The 26336-nt window shown below is 60.5% G+C and carries 19 protein-coding genes, 1 tRNA gene and 1 CRISPR repeat array; of the genes, 8 read left to right on the top strand and 12 right to left on the bottom strand.

The genetic code is table 11. The features are described 5' to 3' along the window. Positions 1-697: 697 nt before the first annotated feature. From C6Y32_RS05375 to C6Y32_RS05325, 10 genes are all read right to left on the bottom strand, one after another. Positions 698-1129 carry a GNAT family N-acetyltransferase gene (locus C6Y32_RS05375; RefSeq protein ID WP_164998144.1) on the bottom strand — a complete coding sequence of 144 codons (432 nt, stop codon included), beginning with the start codon at positions 1127-1129 and terminating at the stop codon, positions 698-700. An 818-nt stretch (positions 1130-1947) separates the two neighbouring features. Further along, positions 1948-2751: a BtpA/SgcQ family protein gene (locus C6Y32_RS05365; RefSeq protein ID WP_243206184.1), complete on the bottom strand. Its 804-nt coding sequence runs from the start codon at positions 2749-2751 to the stop codon at positions 1948-1950. Positions 2752-2947: 196 nt separating this feature from the next. Next, positions 2948-4405, bottom strand: a complete 1458-nt coding sequence (pepD, locus tag C6Y32_RS05360) for a beta-Ala-His dipeptidase (RefSeq protein ID WP_164998143.1) — start codon at positions 4403-4405, stop codon at positions 2948-2950. A gap of 549 nt (positions 4406-4954) precedes the next feature. Continuing rightward, positions 4955-5660: direct repeats of the CRISPR family, unit length 33 nt; unit sequence ATTTCAATCCACACCACCCACACGGGTGGTGAC. Between the two features lie 2030 nt (positions 5661-7690). Further along, positions 7691-7766 (bottom strand) — tRNA-Ala (locus tag C6Y32_RS05355). Positions 7767-8151: 385 nt separating this feature from the next. Further along, positions 8152-9363, bottom strand: a complete 1212-nt coding sequence (locus C6Y32_RS05350; RefSeq protein WP_164998142.1) for an MFS transporter — start codon at positions 9361-9363, stop codon at positions 8152-8154. Positions 9364-9560: 197 nt separating this feature from the next. Then, positions 9561-10958 carry an aminopeptidase gene (locus tag C6Y32_RS05345; RefSeq protein ID WP_105204312.1) on the bottom strand — a complete coding sequence of 466 codons (1398 nt, stop codon included), beginning with the start codon at positions 10956-10958 and terminating at the stop codon, positions 9561-9563. Between the two features lie 89 nt (positions 10959-11047). Beyond that, the gene (coaE, locus tag C6Y32_RS05340) at positions 11048-11650 is read right to left on the bottom strand and encodes a dephospho-CoA kinase (protein WP_105204311.1); all 603 of its coding nucleotides are present in this window, start codon (positions 11648-11650) and stop codon (positions 11048-11050) included. Further along, complete coding sequence (locus C6Y32_RS05335; protein WP_105204310.1) at positions 11643-12686, bottom strand: L-threonylcarbamoyladenylate synthase; 1044 nt, start codon at positions 12684-12686, stop codon at positions 11643-11645. The genes coaE and C6Y32_RS05335 overlap by 8 nt, the downstream gene beginning before the upstream one ends. A gap of 41 nt (positions 12687-12727) precedes the next feature. Then, on the bottom strand, positions 12728-13798 hold the full coding sequence (gene prfA, locus C6Y32_RS05330; RefSeq protein WP_105204309.1) for a peptide chain release factor 1: 1071 nt from the start codon (positions 13796-13798) through the stop codon (positions 12728-12730). 119 nt (positions 13799-13917) lie between these two features. Beyond that, positions 13918-14118, bottom strand: coding sequence for a DUF951 domain-containing protein (locus C6Y32_RS05325; protein WP_105204308.1), 201 nt, complete (start codon positions 14116-14118; stop codon positions 13918-13920). A gap of 261 nt (positions 14119-14379) precedes the next feature. Between C6Y32_RS05325 and C6Y32_RS05320 the strand changes: the two genes are divergently transcribed. From C6Y32_RS05320 to C6Y32_RS05295, 6 genes are all read left to right on the top strand, one after another. Continuing rightward, positions 14380-15300, top strand: a complete 921-nt coding sequence (locus tag C6Y32_RS05320) for a S1 RNA-binding domain-containing protein (protein WP_105204307.1) — start codon at positions 14380-14382, stop codon at positions 15298-15300. Positions 15301-16055: 755 nt separating this feature from the next. Next, a complete protein-coding gene (locus C6Y32_RS05315; protein ID WP_105204306.1) occupies positions 16056-17261 on the top strand; it encodes an MFS transporter in 1206 nt (401 codons plus the stop codon). Between the two features lie 47 nt (positions 17262-17308). After that, positions 17309-17863, top strand: coding sequence for a DUF4364 family protein (locus C6Y32_RS05310; protein ID WP_105204305.1), 555 nt, complete (start codon positions 17309-17311; stop codon positions 17861-17863). 256 nt (positions 17864-18119) lie between these two features. Beyond that, positions 18120-18698, top strand: coding sequence for a DUF3783 domain-containing protein (locus C6Y32_RS05305; RefSeq protein ID WP_105204304.1), 579 nt, complete (start codon positions 18120-18122; stop codon positions 18696-18698). A gap of 151 nt (positions 18699-18849) precedes the next feature. Then, complete coding sequence (locus C6Y32_RS05300; RefSeq protein ID WP_105204303.1) at positions 18850-19371, top strand: COG2426 family protein; 522 nt, start codon at positions 18850-18852, stop codon at positions 19369-19371. 231 nt (positions 19372-19602) lie between these two features. Continuing rightward, positions 19603-20331, top strand: coding sequence for an MBL fold metallo-hydrolase (locus C6Y32_RS05295; RefSeq protein WP_164998141.1), 729 nt, complete (start codon positions 19603-19605; stop codon positions 20329-20331). Between the two features lie 122 nt (positions 20332-20453). On the opposite strand, the gene C6Y32_RS05290 is transcribed toward C6Y32_RS05295, so the two are convergent. Together C6Y32_RS05290 and C6Y32_RS05285 are read right to left on the bottom strand one after the other, a co-directional pair. After that, on the bottom strand, positions 20454-21812 hold the full coding sequence (locus C6Y32_RS05290; protein WP_105204301.1) for an amidohydrolase: 1359 nt from the start codon (positions 21810-21812) through the stop codon (positions 20454-20456). Between the two features lie 215 nt (positions 21813-22027). After that, positions 22028-23257, bottom strand: a complete 1230-nt coding sequence (locus tag C6Y32_RS05285) for a class I SAM-dependent rRNA methyltransferase (RefSeq protein WP_105204300.1) — start codon at positions 23255-23257, stop codon at positions 22028-22030. A gap of 276 nt (positions 23258-23533) precedes the next feature. Between C6Y32_RS05285 and C6Y32_RS05280 the strand changes: the two genes are divergently transcribed. Then, positions 23534-25141 carry an amidohydrolase gene (locus C6Y32_RS05280; protein WP_243562553.1) on the top strand — a complete coding sequence of 536 codons (1608 nt, stop codon included), beginning with the start codon at positions 23534-23536 and terminating at the stop codon, positions 25139-25141. Between the two features lie 190 nt (positions 25142-25331). After that, complete coding sequence (locus C6Y32_RS05275; protein ID WP_105204299.1) at positions 25332-26336, top strand: asparaginase; 1005 nt, start codon at positions 25332-25334, stop codon at positions 26334-26336.

The raw sequence follows: 26336 nt of genomic DNA, 5'->3' as shown, positions 1-26336 counted from the left end.
GGCCACCTCGAAACACATCTCCCCTTTTTATCATACATGTAAGCCAGAATATTGGGGGCGGAGAATAAAAAACGCCGCTCTTGTCCCCGCCATCAGCCACCGCCGGCCATTTTTCCACTGCGCCACCGCCAAACCCAGATCTCTTTTTCACCGCCACAAATAAGAACAGGCAGCTTCCAAACCCTCCGATCATCCTCCGTCTCATCACCGGGCCCAGAGACTGCTATACCCGCCCAAAGCTGCCGTCTTTTCGCCGGTCTGCCATATATCCCCTACGCGTCTATATCCTTTATTCCCCCATCGCCGTCAGATCGCGCCATCCCCCAATAACCTCACCGGCGCTGCCACCCCACCGCAAAAAAGGCGCAGCTCACGCCGCGCCCTGCATTTATCTTTTCGCCCATTCAAAACAAAGCGGCAGTTTCGGCGGTGCAGAGGGCCACAACAACAAAATACGTCCGTCAATTTTGCCGCCAAATCTTCCGATGTGCCGCCGTCTCCAACGCGACCTGCTCAAGCTGCCGGCCGCCGCGGTACCAGTAGCCGTTATGCCGTCTGGCGGTCTGGTGTTCCCGCTCCGGCACAAGCTTTCTTATCTCCACCGCGGCTGCTCTGCCGGTCCCGCCTCTGTGCTGCCGGCGCGGTGCACCGGTCCATAATTGGCCCGTATTCCCTCCATCTTTGGCAGCGGCTGGTCCTACAGCTTTTTTTCGTACTCCATCTGCTGCTGGTCGGTATACCCACAGCGCTCGTAAAAAGCCTGTGCCGCCGTGTTTTGCAGCCCGGTAAACAGGGTCACTGCCCGCACGCCCCGCCCCCGCAAATACTGCTCCATAGCCGCCATCAGCCGCTGCCCCAACCCCAGCCGCCGGTAATCGCTGCCGATATACAGCTCCTTTATCTCCCCCTGTATATCGGAGTAGCAGATAGAGCGCCATACATGCCCGCAGATAAAGCCAGCCACTGCACCGTCTACCACCGCCACCAATACCTGTTCTGCCGGCTCTTCCAGCAGCGCCGCCATCTCGTCGGCCCCGCAGGTGCCTGTCGCCCCGTTAAACGCCCGGTTGAGCGCTGCCAACTCAGCCGCATCTCTCCTCTGTGCGGCCCGCACGGTGATCTCTCTCATCTCTCTGCTCCTCTCCTGTTGCCGTGTCGCCGCGCTATTTTTGCGGCGATCAGCGGTAATATATACGATCATACTGCGCCAAACGGCCCTATTTCCAGGCCCCATGCGCTGCCCCGGCACACCTTCATCCCCGCGGTCTCACCGAACAGCCCGCTTTGCCGCGCCCCCTGCGCATAGCGACCTCCCAGACCTGCTCGCCGTCCTCCCCGCCGACCCTATCGCCCGCAATCCGCCGCTGCCGCCCATACCGGCCCGTTTTCCAGCGCTGCACCCCGGCAGGCAACAAACTGCCGGCAGCGGCCCCCGCCCCGCAAACCGCCGCCCGGCTACCCGCCACCGGCCCGGTCAGCTACCAGCTAAACAGCCCGCACCCCATCGGCACAGCTCCCCGCCAGCACTTCCTCAGATCAATCAGCGCCCGGCACACCTCTATCCCCGCGCCCCTCACCAAACAGCCCGCTTTGCCGCGCCCCCTGCGCATAGCGACCTCCCAGACCTGCTCGCCGTCCTCCCCGCCGACCCTATCGCCCGCAATCCGCCGCTGCTGCCCATACCGGCCCGTTTTCCAGCACTGCACCCCGTCAGGCAATAAACGGCCGGCAGCGGCCCCTGCCCCACAAACCGCCACTGCCGCCACTGCTCTCCCGCCCATTCAGTCCGGTGCTCCCAGCCGCCTGGGCCGACGCGCCAAACATCCGCCCTATAAAAAAGGGGCACAGCTGCCCCTCATAAACAGCCGTGCCCCTCTTTACTTGTACGCTCTGTGGCGCCGCGCACGACCGGCCTCTCGACCCGCCCTGCACTGTGCCGCCCGCTCTCTAGATAGAGCGCAGCAGGCCCACATACTCCTTGACGATCTCGGGGTCGATGTTGCCGCCCCAGTTGTTGCCCTCAAAGCAGGCGCCCACCAGCGCCGCGTCAGCGTATTTCATACGGCGTTTTACGTTCTCCAGGTTGGTGCCGCCGCCCAATACCACTGGAATGTTGCCCGGCAGAGCCTTGATATCCTCCACCATGCGGTTGTTGAGTTCCTCGTCGCGGCTCATGATCTCCACCGCATCGGCGCCCACGGTCATGGCGCTCTGAGCCAAAGTCTGGATGTGGCCCTTGTCGTACTCGCCGGCGTGGAAGTGATAACCCGAGATCTCGGCGATCATATCCACATCCTGCGCGCCGATGTAGCGGCGGTAGCTCTGTACTTTCATGGGGTTGGCCTCGATGGTGCCAAAGTTCGAGGAAGTGGTGCCCAGCATGGCGGTGCAGCGGGTAAAGTCGGCCTTACAGACCTTGGCCACCGCCAGCGACGGGGTGATGCAGTTCCACATCAGCTGGATGCCGATCTTAAAGTCGGGGCCGGCCAGCTTGCGCACCTCATTGGTGACCAGTGCGATACCCGCCACCCGGGCGTAATCGGTATCGTCGGTGGAGGGGTAGATCTTGTCGACCGACTGCACCAGGCAGCCGTCGGCGCCGCCTTTGATCAGCGCTTCCGTGTCTTTGAGCGCCTTCTCGATCGACAGTTCCAGGTCACCTTCCTGGTACAGCGGTGTACCGGGCAGGGGTTTTAAATGGACCAGACCGATGGCCAGCTTTTTGCCATCCAGAGATTTAAACATAGACATACTGTTTTTACCTCCCAAATTCTATTGTCGAGAGCGCAGCGCTCCCGTTTTTTCACCTCATACAGCTACATTGTACTCACAGGCAGTTTGGCTTGTCAATCTACTTTGCACCGATTGCGGACATCCGTCCTCTTTTATGGCACCCGGCACAAACCGCCCCTTAAAAGTTTGGCGGTTTTTTCAGTAGACAGGTCTTTTAATGCTGGTGGGCGATCTCCGTCAGCAGCAGCTGCAAAAAGCGGTAGATGTTGTCAAACGACTGGATGTTCAGGTACTCCTCCGGCGTGTGGGGGTTGCCGCAATCGGGGGCAAACGACACGATATCCAGGTGGGGCATCTTGGCCTTGAATTCACCGATCTCCATCCCGCCGTGCACGGCGTTTAGCTCCATCTGCCGCGCAAAGGTGCGCTGGTACAGGTCGGTAGCCAGCGCCCGCAGCCGCGAGTTGGGGTCGAATTTCCAGCCCGAGAATTTGGCGTCTACCGTCACCGCAAAGCCCAGCAGCGCGCAGAGCCGGTCTATCTCGCCGCCGATAAGATCGCGCAAACTGTCCTCGGCGCTGCGCACAAAGTCGCGCACCAGTATCTCGTCTTCGCCCACCGTCAGTACGCCCACGTTAGAGGAAGCCACTACCAGCCCGGGCATATCCATGCTCATGGCGCGCACTCCGTCGGGCAGCAGGTACAAAAGGTCGATGAGCGCCGCCGTGCAGCCCGCAGTCAGCGCCTTCTGCTCCCCGCCGCCGTCCGTGCAGGTAAAGGTAAAACCGGCGTCGCTGGCCGAGAGCTCCTCTTTTATCGCCGCCGCAGTCGCCCGGGCCGCCGCACCGGCGGCTGCCGGGTCCTCGGCACACACCACCGCCACCGCGTCGGCGGCGATAGCATTCATCTTCGAGCCGCCCCGCAGCGACGCGATGCGCAGTGGGCTCACCGCCGCCATATCGTGTAAAATACGGCCCATCAGCTTGATCGCGTTGCCCCGCTGCCGGTCGATAGCCATAGCCGAGTGCCCGCCCAGCAGGCCCTCGATCGTCAGCGTCAAAAGGCCGCCGTCTACCGGCTCCCACTGGGGCTGCCGGCGAATATCCAGCACCAGCCCGCCGGCACAGGATACAGTGGTCACGTCTTCGCGGCCGGCGCCGCTGTCCATAGCGATGAGATACTGGGCCTGCAGATCGCCGGTATCCAGCTTCATCGCACCGATCAGGCCGATCTCCTCCATCGAGGTAAATACGCACTCCAGCGCCGGGTGCTCGTAGCTGTCGTCGCTCAGCAGGGCCAACATGTGGGCCACCGCCGTGCCGTCGTCAGCGCCCAGCGTGGTGCCGCTCGCGGTGAGCACCCCGTCTTTCAGCTGTAAAGTCAGCGGGTCTTTGGCAAAGTCGTGCTCCACGCCGGGCAGCTTCACACATACCATGTCTGTATGTCCCTGCAGCATAACGGTGGGGCTGTTTTCATATCCAGGCGTGGCCGGCTTTTTTATCACCACATTGCGCGCCTCATCCACTCGGCACCACAGCCCGTGCTCTTCGGCAAACTGCTGCAGATAAGAAACTACTGCCGCCTCGTCGCCAGAATTGTGTGGGATCGCACAGAGATCCTCAAAGTAGCGCAGGGCCAGCTCGGGCTTTAACCCCTCGGTGATATAGGACATAGATCTTTCCTCCATTTTTGTCTGATGGTTTTTGTTACCATTATACCACCGCTGTAAAGCATACTTTTCGGGTTTTTGCCGCCCCTCCACCACCCCCAGCTCCCGGGCTCAACTCATACAGTGGGCAAAGCCGATCATTCCCATATCTCATCCCCCGTACGCCCGGTCGCCCCACCAGCCGGCAGCATGCCGCCCACCCCCGTCCATCTCCTCTACATTTTGTGCACACCCGTCTCACCTGCCTCACCTTCCCACCGCCCACCGCGAACATCCTGCTGTATCGAGCGCCACAAAAAAGAGCAGTCTGACCGCAGACTGCTCTTTTATAGCAGGTGAAAAAGTCCCGATAAAAGCAAAAGGCCGCATAGGCCATCGCCTATGCGGTTATTCCCAGTGAAATGTAGAGGATCTGGCCCCGAGCAATGATGAATACACAGACAAGCCCCACTTTAAAAACAGCTTACCAAAGCGATCTCTATACGCTCAAAACCAGTCAGAGCAACATCACTTTGACAAGACCTCTTGACAAGCGTGGATATAACACACATATTACAAATCCACACCACCCACACGGGTGGTGACACGGGAATTATGACGATCAAGGGGGTGGATTTAGTATTTCAATCCACACCACCCACACGGGTGGTGACCGCTCATAAGCAGGGTGTACGAATCGTAGAAATTATTTCAATCCACACCACCCACACGGGTGGTGACTGTCTTGCTGTCTAAATAATAAGACAATTTGTCTTATTTCAATCCACACCACCCACACGGGTGGTGACCCCATTCCGGTCCGTAGCCACATTTCATTAACATTATTTCAATCCACACCACCCACACGGGTGGTGACGTGGCTGCTATGCTTTTTAAAACAGGGTCGCGAGATTTCAATCCACACCACCCACACGGGTGGTGACGAACACTGGTTGCGGCATGGGTACGACAGTGGTATTTCAATCCACACCACCCACACGGGTGGTGACACTTCTCTCATACTCATCGTCCCCTATGTACTGGCATTTCAATCCACACCACCCACACGGGTGGTGACATACTACCGCAGCCAGTTGGCCTACTATGTAGCCATTTCAATCCACACCACCCACACGGGTGGTGACCACGGATTTTTTCGATTATCCGAGTGTACCGGTATTTCAATCCACACCACCCACACGGGTGGTGACAAAACGACCCAGCCATTCGGGTAAATGCTTCTAAGATTTCAATCCACACCACCCACACGGGTGGTGACAGCAATCACTGCCAAAAGATAGCCGACTGCTTATATTTATTGTAGCCATATCGCCGTATGTTGTCAACATATCCATTACCCATGCAGTAGATCTGCGCGGCAAAACAGGTAAAACACCGGTGCGAACATAACAGGTATTCTCTGTGTGCTTATACTTCGCACCAGCAAAACAGCAATCAGAGACTATTCCACTTTAGATTTTACTGGGTATTTCTATCCTCTGATACTACTCTGCAGATATGCCGCATAATTTTGCCACCTCTACCTGACTTAAATCGTGGGCGCTCCTGTACTCGCTAAGCATTTTAGATAGCTCTTTAGTCGTTGACATGGGCCCACCTCTTTTCTCAATGACAGCCGGAGCTTTTGGTTTACTCCCTGAAATCGTTCTCTAAATACCCGAGAGCGTTCAGATCAATGGTAGAGACTCGTTATTTAAGGGGGATGATAAGCAGTTTTGGTGTACTTCTTGATCGGCATCTACCAAAAACAGAGTTTCAGAATAAAGTACGTACTAAAACAAGTTATGTTCTTTTCGACTCTGACAAGACGGCGTCTTTGTTGATAAAAAGCAAATGGGAATTTTTTTGACCCGATCGAAAGGCACGAGGTGTAAGCAGATCGGTGGGCTATCAAATGCCCAGAGCCCATCTAGTGCCCAACTGGTGCCAAAGAGAATTTCGATATCGCTATTCGGTCCGGTGTCGTAGCACCGTGGGGGCTCACCGAGCTATTCAACGTCACGCAGCCATTTATTAAAAAAGCCACCAGCCATGATCACCCGCTAAATTTGATGGAAAAAAGGTCAGCCAACAGCTGCATCCGATGACTGGCCCGAGGAGATGTAAGTAGCGTTAACTACCCACAAGTCTACTATACTCCTATATTTGGGGTAAAGATACAGATCGCGCAAAATAACCCCCGCCCCTCAAACTAAGTAAAGAAGCGGGCACGTCGAAACGATAGGCCTGCCGGTAGAGCAAATCTGCACCTAATACCCCGCAAAGATCGAAAGGCGACACCCGCCAGAAGTAAACTGCCAACTCCAAAAAAACGAGCAGGTGGGGCGCTGTTACCTGCCCCCCGTGTTAGGGACACCATAAAGAGGTTTTGTCCGTTACAGACAGATTATGGCCGCAATGTGTAGACGCACAATATAGGCGGGGCTATCTAAAAAAACTTTAGCCAATATACGAGGTCCATAACGGCTTTCTGCAAATGCGCCGGGCATAACGGATACCGTGTGGGACATCCAAAAATAGAAAGCCCTGATGGCGCCCCTGTTGGCACCCGCAAGATCTTGCCGCCAAATGCCTTGAAATCTTGTATACAGAAGACCGTATCGGGGGGTATGGGCGACCAAATAAATGCCGCTATATCCCCATGCATGGCGCTTCCAAGTGTTGACCGGTATGCGCCCGGGTGACGGGTGCGGGTGAAATGTACGGGTTGGATAAGCGAGACAGAAAAGGTGCTATCATGAAAATCAGCCGGTCGATCAATGCGGGCGGTGAGATCACAGTGGTTTAAACACAAATGCGGATAGATCCTTTTATCTGGCGACAAAAAACCGCCAGGTATAGGAGATGATCAAGCCGCCTTGATAAAGTCTTTAAGCATCGTCACAAAATGAGTATTCTCCTCCCCCAACAGCGGCTCTGGGCGGCGAAAAGAGCATGTACCGTACATGGCAGACCGATTACAGGCAACACAGGCCTACATGCGGTCTGTACGCGTTACGGCATGTGCTTCGTCTCATACACCCAAAGCAAGGTGCCGGAGAAGTTGCTCAAATCGGCTATAGTGCACAGTGAGAGCATGGATACCTGTGGAGTACATGGCCATCAGATCGACGGCGAACTGCAAAAGGCGGCGGGTCATCTCGATATCGTCTTTCAGGATATTCTAAAATAAAAAAGAGCGACCCGCAAATACAGTGGGCCGCTCTTTTCATTCCAAAGGTATGCTAAAAAGTGTGTTCAAAGCAAAAATAAAAACCACATAAACACAATGTTCATGCGGTCTCTTTATGGTGGAGCGTAGGGGATTTGAACCCCTGACCCCCACACTGCCAGTGTGGTGCGCTTCCAGCTGCGCTAACGCCCCGTGTTTTGTCCGCCGGTCTCACCCGACGAATGTTATTATAGCAAACGGTATAGAGGTTGTCAACACTTTTTTACAAATATTTTCCCGGTCTGTCTCTCCCCTCACTAGCCTGCCCGCAAACCGCTTATCTATGCCGTTTTTTCCATAAAAAAGAGCGGTCCGCCACCGCAGACCGCCCCTTTAAAGGCAATATCTCGCCGTATTTTTTAGTTTCTTCCGGTGCCGCTCCAGATCTTTACAAGCCAATCGGCACGCCGCGTCCAGTCGGCTGTCCACACCACTACCGGCATCCGGCTGGGCGGCACTACACCATCTATCTATATGCCCGCATTTTATCGGTGCACCAGCTGCTCGGCTGTATTACGGTGCTATGGGTACAGACGGCTCACCGCACCGGTTGCTCGGCCTTCTCGCCCTCTACAGCTCGATACGCCCGGTAGCTCACTGCGCTCACCAGCGCCGCCAGCCCAAACGAAAGCGCCGCAAACCAAAACGGCAGCTTGCTGTCCACCGTGTAGATGAACCCGGCAAACAGCGATCCGCCGATCATGCCCACCGCTTTGACGGCGTTGAAGATGCCCGACAGCTCGCCGCTGGTCTTGCCGGCGGTGGTGTCGCTGGTCACCAGCGTCTGCTGCATAGGTATGTACATCACGTTGAACAGGTAAAACACCACGTTGGCGGCGATGAACACCGCGTCGCCACTGACCAGGCACACCGCGATCAGCGTGGCGGTACACAGCCCAAATACCGGGATGATACTGCGGCGCATATCGGTCTTTTTGGCCAGCCACACGTTCACCGTCAGGTTGATGAGCAGGCCGATAATGCCGATGACCGCCTTGATGATGCCGTTATACGACGGGGGAAAGCCCAGCTCTGCCTTGATGTAGTAGTTAAAGGAGTTATCGTAATTGAAGGTGGCAAAGTTGGCAAAAAACACCGCCAGCAAAAACACGCCCAACGGTTTGGTCATGCCCACCGCCATCGAGCCAAACGCCTTAAAGGGGTTAAAGCTCTGCTGCGGCTTTTGCGGGTCGGGCGCGGGCAGCTTTTCGCCCACCACCAGCAGCGTGATCAGGGCGATGACGATAATGCCGATGACCTGCGAGGCAAAATCCCAAAACAGCGACGCCTGGCCGATGACCCCGCCCAGCAGGTAGCCGATGGCGATCGACACCGAGCTCACCGCCGCAAATACCGACATGTACGACGCCAGCTTGTGCGCCGGGCTGTTGTTGACGATGTAGGCCATAGCCGCCACCAGCCAGCCGCCGCCAAACACGCCGGCGATCACCCGGGCGGCGATGGTGAACGGTATCGTATCGGCAACGCCAAACAGCAGCTGGGCCAGCGCATATCCCACCCCGGTGATGGCAAATACCTTCAGATGGCCGATACGGTCACCCAAGGCGCCCCATACCGGGCAGAATAGAAAGTTTGAAAAGCTCATGGCGGCAAACGCCACCCCGAACATGTAGTCGGGATATCCCAAACTCTGGAACATAGCCGGAGTCACCGGATGGATAAAGTTAGAACAGGCGGTCAATATGCTAAACAGCGCCAAAAACAGCGGGATACTCGCTTTTTTCTTCAAAAGGTCTCCTCCTCTTATCGCCGCCGGACTCTGTCAGATCCTGTCGGCGGCCACGCCACAAAAAATGCGCCCAATACCCAGTATCCAGTACAGTGTACAGCGCATTTTTTGCTTCTATTCTCTTGTCGCGGTCCCGCCTCGCCCCGCTCGGTCACACACACCGGGCCGGTCAGCGGCAGACTGCGTACGCTTATCCTCTATTTAAAGAACGACTCAAACGCCCGGTAGGCCATATACACGTCGGTCTTAGCGACCACTTCCAGCGGCGCGTGCATCGACAGCACCGGCACCCCAACATCTACCACGTCCACATTGAGGTTGGCGATATACATGGCCACCGTTCCGCCGCCGCCGGCGTCCACCTTGCCCAATTCGCCCATCTGCCACACCACTTCGTCTTTATCCAGCATATCCCGCACAGTGGCCACAAATTCGGCCGAGGCGTCGGAGGTGCCCCCCTTACCGCGGGCGCCGGTGTACTTGGTCACCACCACCCCGCGGCCGATATAGGCGGTGTTCAGCGGCTCGTTGACGTCGGGGAAGGTGGGGTCAAAGGCGGCGTTCACGTCGGCCGACAGGCACTTAGAGGCCGAGAGCACCTCGCGGCCGGTCAGGCCAAAGCAGGCGGCCAGGTCCTGAATAAAGTAGCGCAGGTAGGAGGAGTTTAGGCCGGTGTTGCCGTCGCTGCCCACCTCTTCCTTGTCGGCCAAAATGGTCACCGTGGTATACGTGGGGTCTTTGGCGTCTATCTCGGCCCGCAGAGCGGTGTAGGCGCACACCCGGTCATCGTGGCCGTAAGCGCCGATCATGCTGCGGTCAAAACCCACATCGCGGGCTTTCCAGGCCGGCACCATCTCCAGCTCGGCCGAGAGAAAATCCGCCTCTTTTACGCCGTATTTCTGGGCCAGCAGCTGCATGATGTTGAGCTTCACCTTCTCCGCTGCCTTGTCGTCTTTAAAGGGGCGGCTGCCGATGAGGATATTGAGCTCCTCGCCCTTGATCCCCTCGTTGAGGTTGCGCTTGAGTTGCTCGCCGGCCAGGTGGGGCAGCAGGTCGGTGACGCAGAAGATGGGGTCCCCCTCCTGCTCGCCGATATTCACCCGCACCACCTCGCCGCCGGCCTTCACGATCACGCCGTGCAATGCCAGCGGGATAGCGGTCCACTGGTACTTTTTAATGCCGCCGTAGTAGTGGGTCTTGAACAGCGCCAGCTCACTCGACTCATAGAGCGGCCGGGGCTTTAAGTCCAGCCGGGGCGAGTCGATGTGCGCCGCGGCGATGTGTACCCCCATGTTCAGGGGCTGGCGGCCGATGGTGGCCGCAATGACCGCCTTGCCCCGGTTGCACAAATACACCTTGTCGCCGGGGGCGTAGCTGCCGCCCCGCACGAACGACTGGTAGCCGTTTTCCGCCAGCAGCGCCACCGCGGCGGTGGCCGCCTCCCGCTCGGTCTTGGCCACATCCAAAAAGTCTTTGTACCTCTCGCAGAACAAGTCGGCCTGGTACAGCTCTTCCTGGCTGAGCACCTCACCGCAATTTTTCTCCTGTATCAGCAGTTCTTTGGCCAACAGCTGGCCATTTGTCATCTCGTTCATGTCTGGTACCTCCTCTGTCATAGATGATGGGGCGTTCTCTCGATTTATAATCAGTGTAAAGCCGCCCGTGCGGCACAAAAGCAGGTCTTTTACCGGCACCCGCCGGGCAGTATCTCTGCCAGCAGCGCGTCGGCGGCGGCACAGAGCTGCCGCGGAGTCCCGCCGTTATACAGGGCAAAGTCGGCCGCGCGCAGGTAGTAGAGATCATCCGGCTGGCTGGCCACTCGCTGGCCGGCCGCCGTATCGGTGAGCCCGTCGCGCCCGGCAATGCGCCCGGTGCGGGTCCCAGCCGGCGCCAGCAGCACCAGCAGCCGGTCGCACAGGTCCACTGCCCCGCTCTGGATCAGCGTCGCGCCGTCTAAAAACAGCGCTTTATCGGCGCGCTCCACCTCGGCCCGCAGCGCTGCCACGATGCGCGGGTTGACGATGCTGTCCAGCACCGCCAGCGCCGCCGGGTCGGCAAACACCTTGGCCCCCAGCGCCCGCCGGTCAATGGCGCCCCCCTGCACGCAGCCGGGAAAAGCAGCGTCTATAGCCGCTACGCAGTCCGGGTCGCCGTCCATCACCTGCCTGGCAAAGCGGTCGCAGTCGATCACCGCGCAGCCGACCGACCGCAGATGCGCCGCCAAGGTAGACTTGCCCGCCCCGGTGGGCCCGGTCAGGCCGATGACCGCCCGCCCGGCGCTAGCCAAGCTGCTGCACCCGAAAAGCCGCCGCCCGCAGCAGCCGGTTATACACCGCCAGCGACACGCCGTCCTTTTGCGGGGCGCGGGCGTATACCGTTTTAGCGCCGCGCTCGTCCAGCTCCCGCAGGGCGGTAAACAGCCGCGCCGCCTGGCTGTCGGGGTCGTCCTGCGCGCCATAGGTCACACAGGGGACCGGCAGCCGCTGCTCCTCGCCGGAAAAACACAGCGCAAACACGCCGGGACCGGCGTGGGCGGCCACAAAGTCGCAGTAGCTGTCAAAGCCGCCCGCTAAAATGTACACCTGCGCCTTGGGGGCGTAGTGCTTATACTTCATGCCCGGCGACTGGGCCGTCTGCCCCTCTTTTAGGGCCGACAGCACCGCCGGCGAGATATCGATCTCCCCCAGCACCTGCCGCAGCTGCTGGGGGGTCACCGCGCCGGGCCGCAGCAGGCAGGGCCGCGGCCCATCGATGGATACCACCGTCGACTCCACCCCCACCTGGCAGTCGCCCGACAAGACGATCCCGTCCACCCGGCCCTCTAAATCGACCACTACGTGGCGGGCGGTGGTGGGGCTGGGCGAACCCGACAGGTTGGCCGAAGGCGCGGCGATGGGTTGGCCCGACAGGCTGATGAGCGCGTGGGCCACCGGGTGCACCGGCATGCGCACCGCCACCGTGGAAAGCCCCCCGCTCACGATGGACGAGACTCTATCGCTCTTTTTGTAGATGATGGTCAGCGGGCCGGGCCAAAAGGCGTCGGCCAGTTTCTGGGCCGCTGCCGGCCAGCCATCATACAGCGTTTTGGCCATCTCCACCGTGTCCACATGGACGATGAGCGGGTTGTCCTGGGGACGGCCCTTGGCGGCAAAAATGCCCCGCACCGCATCGTCAAAATAGATGCTGGCCCCCAGCCCGTACACCGTCTCGGTGGGGATGGCCACCAGCCCTCCGGCGGCCAGCAGGTCAGCGGCAGCCTCGAGATCGGCCCGGTCGGTACTTATGTCGTTTACGGTAAAATGTACCGTGTGTTTTTGCTGCATAGCTCTCTGCCTTCTTTATTATATGCACGCTGTCTGCACGCTCAACCGGCAGATTTCAGCTTCTCGGCCTGGTCGTAGGTGATCAGGGCGTCGGTCAGCTCATCCAGCGAACCGTTTAAAATGCTGTCTAACTTGTACAGCGTCAGGCCGATGCGGTGATCGGTCACCCGCCCCTGGGGGAAGTTGTAGGTGCGGATGCGCTCCGAGCGGTCGCCGGTGCCCACCTGGCTGCGGCGCTCGGCGGCGATCTCGTCCTCCTGGGCGCGCTGCTTTTGCTCCAGCAGCCGCGAGCGCAGCACCTTCATAGCCTTATCCTTATTTTTAAACTGGCTGCGCTCGTCCTGACACTCCACCACCAGCCCGGTGGGCAGGTGGGTGATGCGGATGGCCGACTCGGTCTTGTTTACGTGCTGGCCGCCGGCGCCGCTGGCGCGGTAGGTGTCGATCTGCAGGTCGGTGGGGTTTATATCGATGTCCACCTCCTCGGCCTCGGGCAGCACCGCCACCGTCACCGTCGAGGTGTGGATGCGGCCCTGGGTCTCGGTCTCCGGCACCCGCTGCACCCGGTGCACGCCGCTCTCGTATTTAAAGCGCGAAAACGCCCCATCACCGGTGATGAGAAAGCTCACCTCTTTAAAACCGCCCAGCTCGGTCTCGCTCTGCGACAAGATCTCGGTCTTCCAGCCGCGGCTCTCGGCGTACATGGTATACATGCGGTACAGGCTGCCGGCAAACAGCGCCGCCTCGTCGCCGCCGGCGCCGCCCCGTATCTCGATGATGACGTTTTTGTCGTCGTTGGGGTCGCGGGGTAAAAGCAGCACCCGCAGCTCTTCCGACAGCACCGCCAGCCGCGCCTTGGCGTCCTCCAGCTGCTCCTGCACCATCTCTTTAAAGTCGGCGTCCAGCCCCCCCTCGTCCAGCATGGTCCGCGCCTCTTCCTGGTCGTTTTTGGCGGCGGTGTACTCCTTGAACTTCTCCACGATTGGGGTCAGGTTTTTGTACTCTTTCATCAGGTCGCGGTAGCGGTCCTGGTCGCCGATGACCGCCGGGTCCATCAGCATCTCGTTTATCTGTTCATACCGCTCCTGGGCGGCCTCTAATTTATCAAACATCCGGGTCTCCTCACAGTAAAGATCATCTCGTATATCGCGGCCGGGCGGGGGCTCATAGTCTCTGCCCGGCCCTCTTCTCGCGGGCGGCAACAGGTGGGGCCACCACCTGTTGCCGGCAGCTAGTACTCGTGGTCCTGGCTCTCTTCCCGCAGGATCTTTTTGATGTTCTTTTCAACCTTGGCCCGGGGTACCATCACCAGATGGCCGCAGCCGGCACACTCGATCTTAAAATCCATGCCCACCCGGCGGACCCAAAACTCGTTACAGCCACAGGGGTGGTTTTTTTTCATGATGAGCTTGTCGCCCACTTGTACGTCCACGCCTATACTGCCCCTTTCTGCCCAAAGGCAATGCTCTCTTGGGCGGCACCTGCCAAAAACAGGCCGCCTAACTGGTATATTATACCCGCTTTTTGGCCGCAGCGCAACCGGCAGGGCCCCGCTTTTGCCGCCGCTGGCGCCGGCGCCGCGCCGCATAATGCAGCCGCCGCCCACATACAGATAGATTAAACGCGTGGCGGGCGCTGTGGGCGCCTTTTTTGAGCCATCAACGTCAGAGTAAAATTACAAGGAGGGAAAAAATTGGATAGATTTTCACCGGAGGGAACGCCCGGCGCCCGCGAGGTCGGCACCTTTTCCTCCCTCTCCCAAATCACCGACGCCATCGATACCGGCGCCATCTTCGAGGGCCCGGTGCTCAAATGCGACAGCGCCTACAACCTGCTTTTAGATCTGGGGGCCGCGCAGGGGGTGCTGCCCTTCGCCGAGAGCGCCATCGGCGCCGACTGCGGCCGCGTGCGGGAGATATCGGTCATCACCCGGGTGGGGCGCAGCGTCTGCTTTGCCGTCACCGAGCTGCAAAAAACTACCGGCGGCCAGTACCGGGCGCTGCTCTCGCGGCGGCAGGTACAGCTGCGCTGTCAGCAGGAGTTTTTAGATGCGCTGGTCCCCGGCGACGTCATCGACGCCGTCATCACCCACTTCGAGCCGTTCGGCGTGTTCGTCGATATCGGCTGCGGCATCGTCTCGCTGCTGCCCATCGACTGCATCTCGGTCTCGCGCATCTCCCACCCCAAAGATCGCTTTTACCCCGGCCAGCACATCCGGGTGGTGGTCACCGGCCGCGACCAGCTGGGCCGCATCACGCTCTCCCACAAAGAGCTCCTGGGCAGCTGGGAGCAAAACGCCGCCGATTTTTCCGCCGGCGACACGGTATTCGGCACGGTGCGCTCGATCGAGAACTACGGCGTATTCGTCGAGCTGCGGCCCAATCTGGCCGGTCTGGCCGAGCTCAAAGACGACGTGCAGGTGGGCGACCGGGTATCGGTATACATCAAGAGCATCATCCCCGAGAAGATGAAGATCAAACTCATCATCATCGATACGCTCTCCCCCGCACCCGCCCCGCGGGAAAAATTGCGCTACTATTTTACCGGCAGCCACATGGATCAGTTCTGCTACTCCCCCGCCGGCTGTCTCAAGCAGGTACACACCCAGTTTTGACCGTTCTTTTTCTCTTTTATAAAAATGGGCAGCAGGTCCGCCGTTCTGCCCTTTTTATACCCGCCAAAAAGGTACAAGCTCCCTCCTTTTTCGTCTCTGCTCGCTGTTCGCTCTGCCATCCTCAGCTATTGGCATACATACCGTCTGCCCCCGCCCAGCACCGATCTGCGCGACCCGGTCCCACCAGTCCGCCGGTATTCAGTATTCCCCCGTCCGGCTCTCCGTAGGCCGCACAGTCGCTTTCGGCCGTCTTTATTTAACGGGGCTTTCTCTCCCCCGCCAAACTGCTGTACCCGTCTTTCTAGATGATCGCCCGCCCACTCGACCTACCCGACCCACCTGGCACACATAGCACCCCCGGCTCGCCTGAGCCATCTGCTCATCTCTTGCCGTGTCGTGCCCGGGCCGCCCCGCAGCAGTCAACCAGCCGACCCCTCCTTCATCCGGCTGCTTCTGCGCACAAAGCACTTCCAATTTATGGTATATCGGTCAGTCGGCGCTGTCCCCCAAAAGCGGTTTTCTCCCGCGCTGCCGGGCCCGCCGCCGTCCCTTTTCCGACACGTGCATTCTCACCGATAGGTCTGCCGCTTTTTGTACGCATTTGCCATCTTTACTTTTGCTGTTTTCTATCGTACTATAGAAAATAGTTCGTTCGACTGTTTTTTACCCCTTTCGCGCGGCGCGAGCGGGTCGGTCCGGGCGCCTGCCCCCTGCGGCGATCGGGGCGGCCGCCCGCTTTTGAGAGAGGATCACATATGGCAAAAAGCAAGTGGCATCGGGTAGGGCTCGTCGCCCTGCTCTTTATCTCGATGGGCTTTTTAGGCATGGTAGACAGCGTGCGCAGCGTCACCATGCCCCTAATGAAAGCCGAGTTCGGCACCGACTACAGCGCGCAGGGCATGTTCATGTTCTTCACCTCGCTCACTTCGGTGGGGGCGGCTTTTTGCGGCAGCATGTTCGTCGGCCGCCGCGGGCCCAAAGCCACTGTGCTCGCCAGCTTTCTGCTCATGGCCGCCTGTATGGTCTCGGTCTTTTTTTCGCCCAGTTTCCTGTTCGTCACGCTGTCGTTTATGATCTACCGGGTGGGCTACAGCTTTTACAACGTGGGCTCCAACGCTATGTCGGCGGTCATTTTCGCCGGCAAGCTGGCGGTGATGATGAATCTCTTCCACGGCTTTTACGGGCTGGGCTCCACCATTGGCCCCATGTTTTCCAGGCTCTGTATGCAGACGCTGGGTATGGGCTGGCGGCAGGTGTTTTTAGTGATCCTGGCCCTGATGCTCGGTAGCTTTGCCGCACTGCTTTTTTTAAAAATGCCCGCCGCCCCACCGCCGCCGGTCAACAGTGAAGATGCGCCGCCGCCCAAAGCGGCCATGACCCTCAAAGGGGCCCTGCGCGAGCCGATGGTCTGGCTGTTCGGGCTGTCGCTGGGCTTTATCTCCATGATCGAGATGGCCCCCTCCTCCTGGGGCATCTTCTACCTGCAAGATGTGCACGGGTTCGATCCCACCACCACCGGCGCCACCTTCCTGTCTCTGTTCTTTTTGCTGTTTTCAGCCTCACGACTGCTGCTGGGCTCCCTTATCGAAAAGGTCGGCTACATCCGCACGCTGGTCTGCTGTGTGGTGGCCGCGCTGCTCATCCACGCCGCCGCATTCATCATCGGCGGCAGCGGGGTGTGGCTCATCCCCATCTCGGGGCTGCCGCTGGCGCTGCTCTGGCCCACCCTCATCGCCGCTGCACTGCGGGTGTTCGGCGACGACTCGGGGGTGGCCTCGGGGGCCATCCTGGCCATTTGCCCCATGGTCAGCAGTCTCTTGCAGCTGGGCATGGGCAAAGTAAACACCGCCCTGGGCATGGACTGGGGCTACAAGATCCTGCTCTCTATCGGCTTTTTGGCCATCATCTGCCTGCTCTTGCTGGCGCGGCTGATGAAAAAGCGCCGGGGCTCGGTGGTGTGACCGCCAGCGCCCCCACCGCACTATCGTAGCAAAGGAGCCATGCTTTCATGGAAAACAGTGCATTTATCCACGGGACCGAACCCGGCGGACTCACCACCACCACCGAGATCAAGGTGCTCTTGTGCCACCTGTGCGGCCAGCACCCCACCGGCGTGCCGCAAAAGCTGCTGGTCGACAGTCTCACCGTCGAGGGGATCGCCAACTACTTCGAGCTCACCTCGGCCATCGGTGCGCTCATCGATGGCGGGCAGCTGCGCGTCCAGGGCGATCTGCTGCTGCTCGGCCAAGGCGCCCGCGACTCGGCCGAGCTCCTGGCCGCCCAGGTGCCGCTCTCGGTGCGCGAAAAGGCCGAGGAGCTGCTGGGCCGGCAGATGGAGCTCTTGCGCCGCCAGAGCGAGACCGATGTGCGCATCCTCAAGGTGTCCGACGGGTATGTGGTGCGCTGCAGCGTGCTGGATATCGGCACCGATTTATTCGCCGTCTCCATCTTTGCCCCCACCAAGGCCCAGGCCCAGCGCATCCGCGACAATTTTTTGCAGGATCCCCAGCGGCTGTATCAGTATAATCTGTTTTTGCTCACCGGCGACGACTTTGCCGATTAGCACCGGCCCACTGCTCCCCATACCTTCCGGCGCAGCGATTGCTGCGCTTTTTTCGTGCCGTCGGGCATATCTCTCCGCCGCGCCCCGGCTCACCAAAAGCCGGTATCGCCCGTGCGGGCGGCAGGCAGTGATCTCCCCCGGCGCGAGAACTGCCGCCCGGTCAAAAAAAGTGTGCTGCTTTGGGCGCCCGGGCTTGTACCGCCGGTTTTTTTGGTGCATACTGATAGGCAGAGATCGATAAGTGGAGGGATACCCTATGCGTGCGAGAACACAGCGAGAACTGGTACTTTTATATCTGCCCGACACCGGCGCCGACGATTTTGCCGGCGCTCCACTGCCCCGCCTGCTGCAGAGCCTGCGCATCAGCTGCCGGCAGCTCACTGCCGATGATTTCGGCCGCACAGTGGCCCAGGTGTTCACCGGCGCCCCCGGCGTGGCAGTCACCGGCGACGACGCCGTGCCGCCTGCCGCCCCGCTCATGCTGATGCAGGGGCTCGAGCGCCCGCGGATGGACAAACTGCTGCAGGCCATGCGCGAGCACGACCTGCAAGTCGACCTCAAGGCGGTGGTCACGCCCCAAAACCAGCGCTGGCCGCTCTGCCGCCTGGCCGGCGAGATCGGCCGCGAGCACCAGCTGATGAACGCCTACTTTGCCCTGCAGGAGCGCTATAAGGCGCTGCGAGCCGTCTCTCCCCAGCCCGAGAGCTGGGCCGAGCCCCTGGCCCGGGCCGAGACTCTCTTAAACACTCGGCCGCCCGAAGACGGGGCCGAGGCGCACACCCGCCTTTTGCAGCAGATGGCCGACGAGCTGGCCAGTCTGCAGGCCGGTCTATAGGCTGGTCTGTAGGCTGGTCACAAACTGTGAGGCCTGTACAGTTTTTCTTTACAAATATCGGCACAAGTGCTATAATGATGCATCGACGATCAGCAGCCTGTCCAGTCGGCAGCAACCTGCGGTCGCGGATGTAGATGGAGGCGTGTGTGCAATGGTGGAATCGCTGGTCTCGGGCCTGGGTACGCTGGGGCGCAACCTGTTTGTATTTCTGGTGTCGCTGACGCCGTTTTGCGAGAACAAGGGCTCTATCATGCTGGGCGCCACGATGAACCTAAAGTGGTATCTGTCGTTTTTTACCAGCAGCGCCAGCGCCATCCTGCCGGTGCCGTTCTTGCTGGGCAGCGGCGAAAAAATACGCGTCTGGGCCCACAACTCCCGCTTTTTTAGCGGTCCCATGCGCAAGATCGACCAGTTTTTAGACAGCCATCAACAATTTTTCGCCAAGCACGGCTGGCTGGCACTGCTGCTCATCACCTCCCTGCCCTTTACCGGCATCGGCATCTGGGCCGGCTGTCTCATCGCCAACCTGGCCGGGCTCGACCGGCGGCAGAGCCTGTGGGCACTGTTTGGCGGGGTCATCCTGTCCGGGCTGTTCACCACGCTGGGCACCTACGGCCTGCTGGTACATATCGCCAACTTTTTTGGCAAACTGCTCCATCCCGGGGTGCTGTAGCAGCACCTGCCTGTCAAAAAAACGCTTTCGGGCCGCCCCCGCCATACGGGGCGGCTCTTTTTATGTCTTTTTTGCCGGGCGGCCGCTCCCTATATAGTCGCCAACGCTTGTGCCCACGCCCCCAAGCGCCTATAATAAAACTGTATAAACGGCTGTTTGCGACGCCGATGTCTGCCCCCGTCGGGCCGGCGGACATCGGCCGGTCACTGTCTTTACTGGGAGGTGTTCTCGGTGACTGTTGGCGGCTTTGCCATCACCCAACTGTACGACGACTTTTTTGTGCTGCAAGAGCCGGGGGTGCGCTGCTTTTTGCTCATCGATACCCGGCGGGCACTGCTCATCGACACCGGTTTTGGCCGCGGTGATATTGCCGCCGCGGTGCGCGCGGTCACCCCGCTGCCGGTCACCGTGGTGCATACCCACGCCGACCCCGATCATATCGGCGGCACAGCCGCTTTCCAGCGGGTCCTCTTACACCGCGGCGACCTGCCCCGCTTTCAGAGCCGTGTGTCTACCCGGTCGCTCACCGTGACGTTCCTGTCAGACGGGGATACGCTCACCGCCGGTAAATATCGCTTTCAAGTCCTCCACCTGCCCGGACACACACCCGGCAGCATCGCTCTGCTCGAGCGCCAGAAGCGCTTTCTCATCAGCGGCGACACCCTGCAGACCGAGCCGGTCTATCTCTTCGGCCCCGGGCGCGAGCCGGGGCGCTACCTGTCCAGCCTGCAGCGGCTGTATCACCTGGCCGGCAGCTTCGATACCGTCCTCCCCGCCCACGGCAGCTGTCCCGTCTCGGCCGGCGTGCTGGACGATCTCATCGGCTGTACCCAGCGCTACCTCTCGCGAGAGCTGCCGCCCCACCAGCTGCCCGCCGGTTCTCCCATCGGCGATAAGTGCCGCCTCTACCGCTGGGGCAGCGCCGCCCTGCTGGGCGAGATCGGCGGTCCCCCGCGCTAAGACCGCGCCCCTGGCAACAAATGCCGCTGCCCACCACATATTTTGCCCACGATAAAAGCGCCCCGACCAGCAGCTGGTCGGGGCGCTCTATTTATCTTCTATGTGTCTTGCAGATGTAAAAACTAATCCTCTAAGATCGGCAGCGGGTCCATCTCCACGGTGGTGGTGCCCAGCATCTTCTCCATGTAATCCACATAGGTCTCGCGGGTCAGCTTGGGCTCATAGATGTCCACCAGGTGCTTGGCGCCGGCAGCGCCGTCTTTGAGCAGGTGGTAGGCAGTCAGGGCAAACAGCTTGGCCGGCAAAATGTAGGCGATATCCTCATCCACCACTTCCACATTGTTGTTGTGCAGCTCACCGGTCAGGCCGGTGGTGTAAAACTGGATCAGCGGCATGATGGCCGATACATCGCCAAAATCGGTGGAGCCGGTGATATGTGCGCTGGCCGGCACCTCTTTTACCCGCAGCGGTTTTTTCTCGCCGGCAGCAGCCAGCGCCGCCTCCAGCGCCGACACGTCCGGGCAGGGCTGGGTCGAGAAGTAGCCCGGCAGCGTCTCGATCTCCACCCCGCAGCCGGTGGCGATGGCCCCGGCCTTAAAGCAGCGGTCCACCTTGGCGTTGGCGTCGATAACTGCCTCCATGGTCTTGGCGCGCACGCAGTACTCCAGCACCACGTCGTCGGCGATGATGTTCACCGCGTCGCCGCCTTTCAGGTAATAGCCGTGGCAGCGCACCGTGTCGGCGTCGCGGAAGCTCTCCCGCTGCAGGGCGATACCGTGCAGCGCCAGCTCGGCGGCGTTGAGCGCGTCTACGCCTTTGTGGGGGAAACCGGCGGCATGGGCCTTTCTGCCCTTAAATTTCACCGTCTTGTTGACGAACACGTTCGACGAGCAGTTCATGATGATGGCATCATTCGAATTGTCGGTATCGCTGTGGTGGCCCAGCGCCACGTCGATATCCTCAAAGGCGCCAATGCGGATGAGCTCGCATTTGCCGCCGCCGTAGCGGGCTTTTCCCTCTTTGCGCAGGCCGTTTTTGTAGTCGATGTCCACAAACTCCTCCGACGGGGCCGACATGAACACCACATTGCCCCCCAGCGCCTCTTTTACCTCCGGCACGCTCAGCGCCAGCGCCGCGCCGATGGTGGCCGTCAGCTGGGCGTGGTGGCCGCAGCAGTGGGCGGCGCCGGTCTCGGGGTTGGTGTCCTTGTGATTGGCGATGGGCAGCGCGTCCAGCTCGCCGATGACCGCCACGGTGGGGCCCTCGCTTCCCTTGGGTTTTAAGTAGCCCTTGGCGCCGGTGATGGCCAGCTCCTCGTCCACCTGCATCCCCAGCTCTTTGAGCAGGGCGTTAAATTTCTCTGCCGTGCGGAACTCGCGGTAGCCCAGCTCGGCGTGGTGCCAGATGTCCCGCCCGAACTCCACGATCTTCTCGCGGTTCTGCTCGATGGTCTCGATGATCTTTTGTTCGATCTTGTCCATATGTACAGTCTCCTCTTTTTGGTTTAGCAGTTTAAATGCCTATCATATCTCTACTATACCACTGCACCCCGGTCGCCGAAAAGATACCGCGCGCAATACCGGCATTTTCCCCCTGCTGCACCGCATTTTTTTGTAGTATATGCTCAAAAAGCAAGCGCCGGTCGACCCCCGTCACAACAGCTGGGCCGGCCGGCACTTCGGGGCGCGCCCACTGCTCACACCACCTGGAAAATAAAGAACTTCAGGTAATCGGTCTCCGGCACCCCGTAGAGGATGGGGTGGTCGGGCGACTGCTGGCGGCACTCGATCTGTCGCAGGCTCACCCCGGCGTCGCGGGCAGCCTCGGTGAGCATCTTGCGAAACAGCCCCTCCCCCATAAAATGCGAACAGGAGCAGGTGGCCAGGTATCCGCCCCGGGGCAGCAGCTTCATGGCCCGCAGGTTGATATCCTTATACCCCCGGTAGGCCTGCTTTACCGTGGCGCGCGACTTGGTAAACGCCGGCGGGTCGAGGATCACAAAATCGTAGTCGCGGCACTTGACGGCGCTCAGCTCGGTGAGCAGGTCAAACACGTTGGCGCACACCAGGTCCACCCGCTCATCCAGCCCGTTTTGATGCACGTTCTCTCTGGCCATCTCCACTGCCTGCTGCGATATATCCACCGAGGTCACGTGGCAGGCCCCGCCCATGGCCGCGTTCATGCCAAACGAGCCGGTGTGGGTAAAGCAGTCCAGCACCCGCTTGCCGGCTGCGTAGCGGGCCACCGCCTGGCGGTTAAACTTCTGGTCTAAAAAAAAGCCGGTCTTTTGTCCGCCGGCAATATCCACCGTGTAGTGCAGCCCATTCTCCACGATCTGCACCCGGTCATCCGGCGGCCGCACCTCCCCGTCGATGGGAAAGTAGCCGGTCTTTTGCTCCATCCCCTCCAACTGGCGAATGGCCACGTCGTCCCGCTCGTACACCGCGTGGATGACCTGTCCATCCTGGCGCAGCACCTCCACCAGCAGCGGCAGCAGCCGGTGCTTGATGCGCTCGATACCCAAACTCAGCACCTGACACACCAGCACGTCGCCAAAGCGGTCTATCGTCAGTCCGGGGAACTGGTCGGCCTCCCCAAAAATCAGCCGGCAGCAGCTCGCCTGGTGCCCCATCACCGTCTTTCGGTACTCCCAGCAGTAGCGCAGCCGCCGGGCCCAAAAGGCGTCGTCAAAGGTGTCGTTGCGGTTGCGCGAGACGATGCGCACCCTGATCTTCGAGTGGCTGTTATAAAATCCGGTGCCCAAATAGCTGCCTTTGGCCGAGAATACATCGGCCAGCTCACCGTCCACACAGCTGCCGGTGGTGGCGGTCACCTCGGTCTCGTACACCCAGGGGTGACCGTTTTGCACCCACTGGGTGCCTTTTTTGCTCAGCTGCACGCCGGGCAGGTCGCGGGTCTTCATCATGGGGTCGCTCCTTTTATGCTCCGCCGGCGGCGTTTGCCCCCGCCGGTGTTTTGTCCACTGTTCACTGTTCACATTTCGCCGCTTTTTTGGCGGCATGATTATAGTATACTATATTTATCGGGCAGTTGCATACGCTCTTTTTTCAGCGGCGAAACTGCCAGTAGACCGTTATCCCCTACCGCCGGGGGCAAGGTGCGCCTCCCCGGCCAGTTCACAAATGCAACAGGCAACAGGCGACAGGCGGCGCAGAGCTGCCCCTGCCAAGACGAGAAAAAGGTGAGCAGATTGAGAGAGAACACGACAAAAACACTGTATTTCGGCGGGCCGATCCTCACGATGGAAGACCCGGTCCCCCGCCAGGCGCTGCTGGAGCAGGGCGGCAAGATATTGGCCGTCGGCAGTCTGGAGGAGCTCACGGTCCTCGCCGGCGACTGTCGGCAGATCGACCTGCAGGGCCACTGCCTGCTGCCCGGCTTTATCGACCCCCACAGCCACTTCACCACGCTGGGCACAGCCCTCACCTCCTGCGACCTGACCGGCAGCACCAGCCCCGGCGAGATCGTCGATCGGCTGCGCCGTTTTCTGCAGCAGCACCCGCCGGCCGACGGCGGCTGGGTGGTGGGCTTCGGCTACGACAACAATCTGCTGCCGGGCGCGGCCCACCCCACCCGTCAGCTGCTCGATCAGGTCTCGTACACAGTGCCCGTCCTCATCTCCCACGCCTCCGGGCATATGGGGGCCGCCAACTCCGCCGCGCTGGCCGCCATGGGTCTCACCGCCGCCACACCCGACCCCGAAGGCGGTCTCTACGGGCGCACCGCCGACGGCCAGCTCAGCGGCTATATGGAGGAGCGCGCCTTTACCGCCGCCGGCGCCGCCGTCCCCCCGCCCGCGGCAGACCTGCTGGTGGGCAGCCTGCTGCGCGGGCAGGAGATCTACCTGCAAAACGGCATCACCACCGCCCAGGACGGCATGACCGGCCAAAAAGAACTGGCGCTGCTGCGCCTGCTGGCCGAAAGGCAGCAGCTCAAACTGGACGTGGTGGGCTATGTAGACCTGGCAAATTTCCCCGACTTATTGGCCCAGACCCCCACCTATAGCGGCGGCTACCGCCACCACCTGCGCCTGGGCGGGTACAAGATCTTTTTAGACGGCTCTCCCCAGGGCCGCACCGCCTGGCTGTCGGCCCCTTATCTGGGCGGGGACGGGCACTACTGCGGCTACCCCATCCACACCGACGAGCAGGTGCGCCGGCTGGTGCAAAAAAGTCTCGACGACGGCCGTCAGCTGCTGTGCCACTGCAACGGCGACGCCGCCTCCCAGCAGTATATCGAGGCCTTCCAGGCCGTGCTGGGGCAAAAGTCCTGCCCCACCCGCCCGGTGATGATCCACGCCCAGACGGTGCGCGACGACCAGCTGGCCCAAATGGCCCCGCTGGGCATGATCGCCTCGTTTTTCACCGCCCACACCTATTACTGGGGCGACGTGCACCTGAAAAACCTGGGGCCCGCCCGCGCCGGGCATATCAGCCCCGCCGTCTCGGCCATCGAAAACGGGGTCGTCTACACCTTTCACCAGGATACCCCGGTGCTGCCGCCGGACATGATAGACACCCTGTGGTGCGCGGTCAACCGCACCACCCGTGCCGGCGTCGTGCTGGGCCCCGACCAAAAGCTCAGCACCTACCAGGCGCTGGAGGGCATCACCAAAAACGCCGCCTACCAGTATTTTGAGGAGCGCCAAAAAGGCACGCTGGCCCCGGGCAAACTGGCCGATATGGTCATCCTCAGCCAAGACCCGCTGCAGCTGCCCGGCGATGAACTGCGCCGCCTGCAGGTGCTGGCCACCTGCAAAGAGGGCCGGTGGGTGTACCAAAAACACTAGTTTCCCGGCGTTTGCCGCTCAGCTCAAGCCCCTTTTTCGGTGCCCTTTTTCTCCCCTCGGGCGCCCCCCGCTCTACCGGGCGGGGACGGTCACGGCCGCCCCCGCCTTTTTGCTGACCTTTTTCGCCGTTTGCAGCCGCCGACAAATGTGTTACAATGGGCACAGTATGTATACAGAAAAGAGGGGTATCTTGCGCAACATCCTGCTCATCTCCACCGGCGGCACCATCGCCTCGGTCAAGACCAGTCAGGGGCTGGCCCCGCAGATAGGGCCAGATGACCTGCTGGGCTACGTCCCTGCCCACCGCGAATTTTGCCGGGTAGACACGCTGCCGCTATTAAACCTCGACAGCACCAACATGCAGCCGCACCACTGGCTGCAGATCGTGGGCGCCATCCGCGAGCACTACCAGCGCTACGACGGCTTCGTCGTCTGCCACGGCACCGACACGATGGCCTATACCGCCGCCGCACTGAGCTATCTCATCCAAAAAAGCCCCAAACCCATCGTGGTCACCGGCGCCCAAAAGCCCATCGATCTCGACGTGACCGACGCCCGCACCAACCTGCTCGACAGCCTGCGCTATGCCAGCAGCAGCCGCTCCCACGGGGTGGTCATCGTCTTCGACGGCAAGGTGATCCTGGGCACCCGCGCCCGCAAAGAGCGCACCAAGAGCTATAATGCCTTTTCCAGCATCAATTACCCCTACCTGGCCACCATCCAAGACGGCCGCATCACCCGCTTTTTCACCGTGCCGGTGCCCGATGGCGGGCCGGTGTTCTATAACCAGCTCAGCTGCCGGGTGGGCCTATTTAAACTCATCCCCGGCATGGGCCCACAGCTGCTTTTGGCCATGGCCGACAGCTGCGACGCCATCATCATCGAGAGCTTTGGCGTCGGCGGTCTGCCGGCCGACCCCAGCTGCGACTTCACCGCTGCGCTCACCCAGCTCACCGGCCGGGGCAAAACGGTGGTGATGACCACCCAGGTCCCCTATGAGGGCAGCGATATGGCCGTGTACCAGGTGGGGCATCTGGCCAAGCGGCAGCTGGGTCTGCTCGAATCCTACGACATGACGCTGGAGGCCACCGTGACCAAGCTGATGTGGATACTGGGGCAGACCTGCGACCCCGCCCGCATCCAGGCGCTCTACCACGCGCCGGTCGGGCTCGATACACTGTACGCCGAGACATGA

The sequence above is a fragment of the Neobittarella massiliensis (ex Bilen et al. 2018) genome (assembly GCF_900289145.1).
Classification (GTDB): Bacteria; Bacillota; Clostridia; order Oscillospirales; family Ruminococcaceae; genus Neobittarella; species Neobittarella massiliensis.
This window is presented reverse-complemented; position numbering and strand designations above follow the sequence as displayed.

Bases quoted from the DNA above. Each gene is read 5' to 3' on its own strand.
- C6Y32_RS05375 (WP_164998144.1), bottom strand. From the start codon at position 1,129: ATGAGAGAGATCACCGTGCGGGCCGCACAGAGGAGAGATGCGGCTGAG.
- C6Y32_RS05365 (WP_243206184.1), bottom strand. From the start codon at position 2,751: ATGTCTATGTTTAAATCTCTGGATGGCAAAAAGCTGGCCATCGGTCTG.
- pepD (WP_164998143.1), bottom strand. From the start codon at position 4,405: ATGTCCTATATCACCGAGGGGTTAAAGCCCGAGCTGGCCCTGCGCTAC.
- C6Y32_RS05345 (WP_105204312.1), bottom strand. From the start codon at position 10,958: ATGAACGAGATGACAAATGGCCAGCTGTTGGCCAAAGAACTGCTGATA.
- C6Y32_RS05335 (WP_105204310.1), bottom strand. From the start codon at position 12,686: ATGCAGCAAAAACACACGGTACATTTTACCGTAAACGACATAAGTACC.
- prfA (WP_105204309.1), bottom strand. From the start codon at position 13,798: ATGTTTGATAAATTAGAGGCCGCCCAGGAGCGGTATGAACAGATAAAC.
- C6Y32_RS05315 (WP_105204306.1), top strand. From the start codon at position 16,056: ATGGCAAAAAGCAAGTGGCATCGGGTAGGGCTCGTCGCCCTGCTCTTT.
- C6Y32_RS05310 (WP_105204305.1), top strand. From the start codon at position 17,309: ATGGAAAACAGTGCATTTATCCACGGGACCGAACCCGGCGGACTCACC.
- C6Y32_RS05305 (WP_105204304.1), top strand. From the start codon at position 18,120: ATGCGTGCGAGAACACAGCGAGAACTGGTACTTTTATATCTGCCCGAC.
- C6Y32_RS05300 (WP_105204303.1), top strand. From the start codon at position 18,850: ATGGTGGAATCGCTGGTCTCGGGCCTGGGTACGCTGGGGCGCAACCTG.
- C6Y32_RS05290 (WP_105204301.1), bottom strand. From the start codon at position 21,812: ATGGACAAGATCGAACAAAAGATCATCGAGACCATCGAGCAGAACCGC.
- C6Y32_RS05285 (WP_105204300.1), bottom strand. From the start codon at position 23,257: ATGATGAAGACCCGCGACCTGCCCGGCGTGCAGCTGAGCAAAAAAGGC.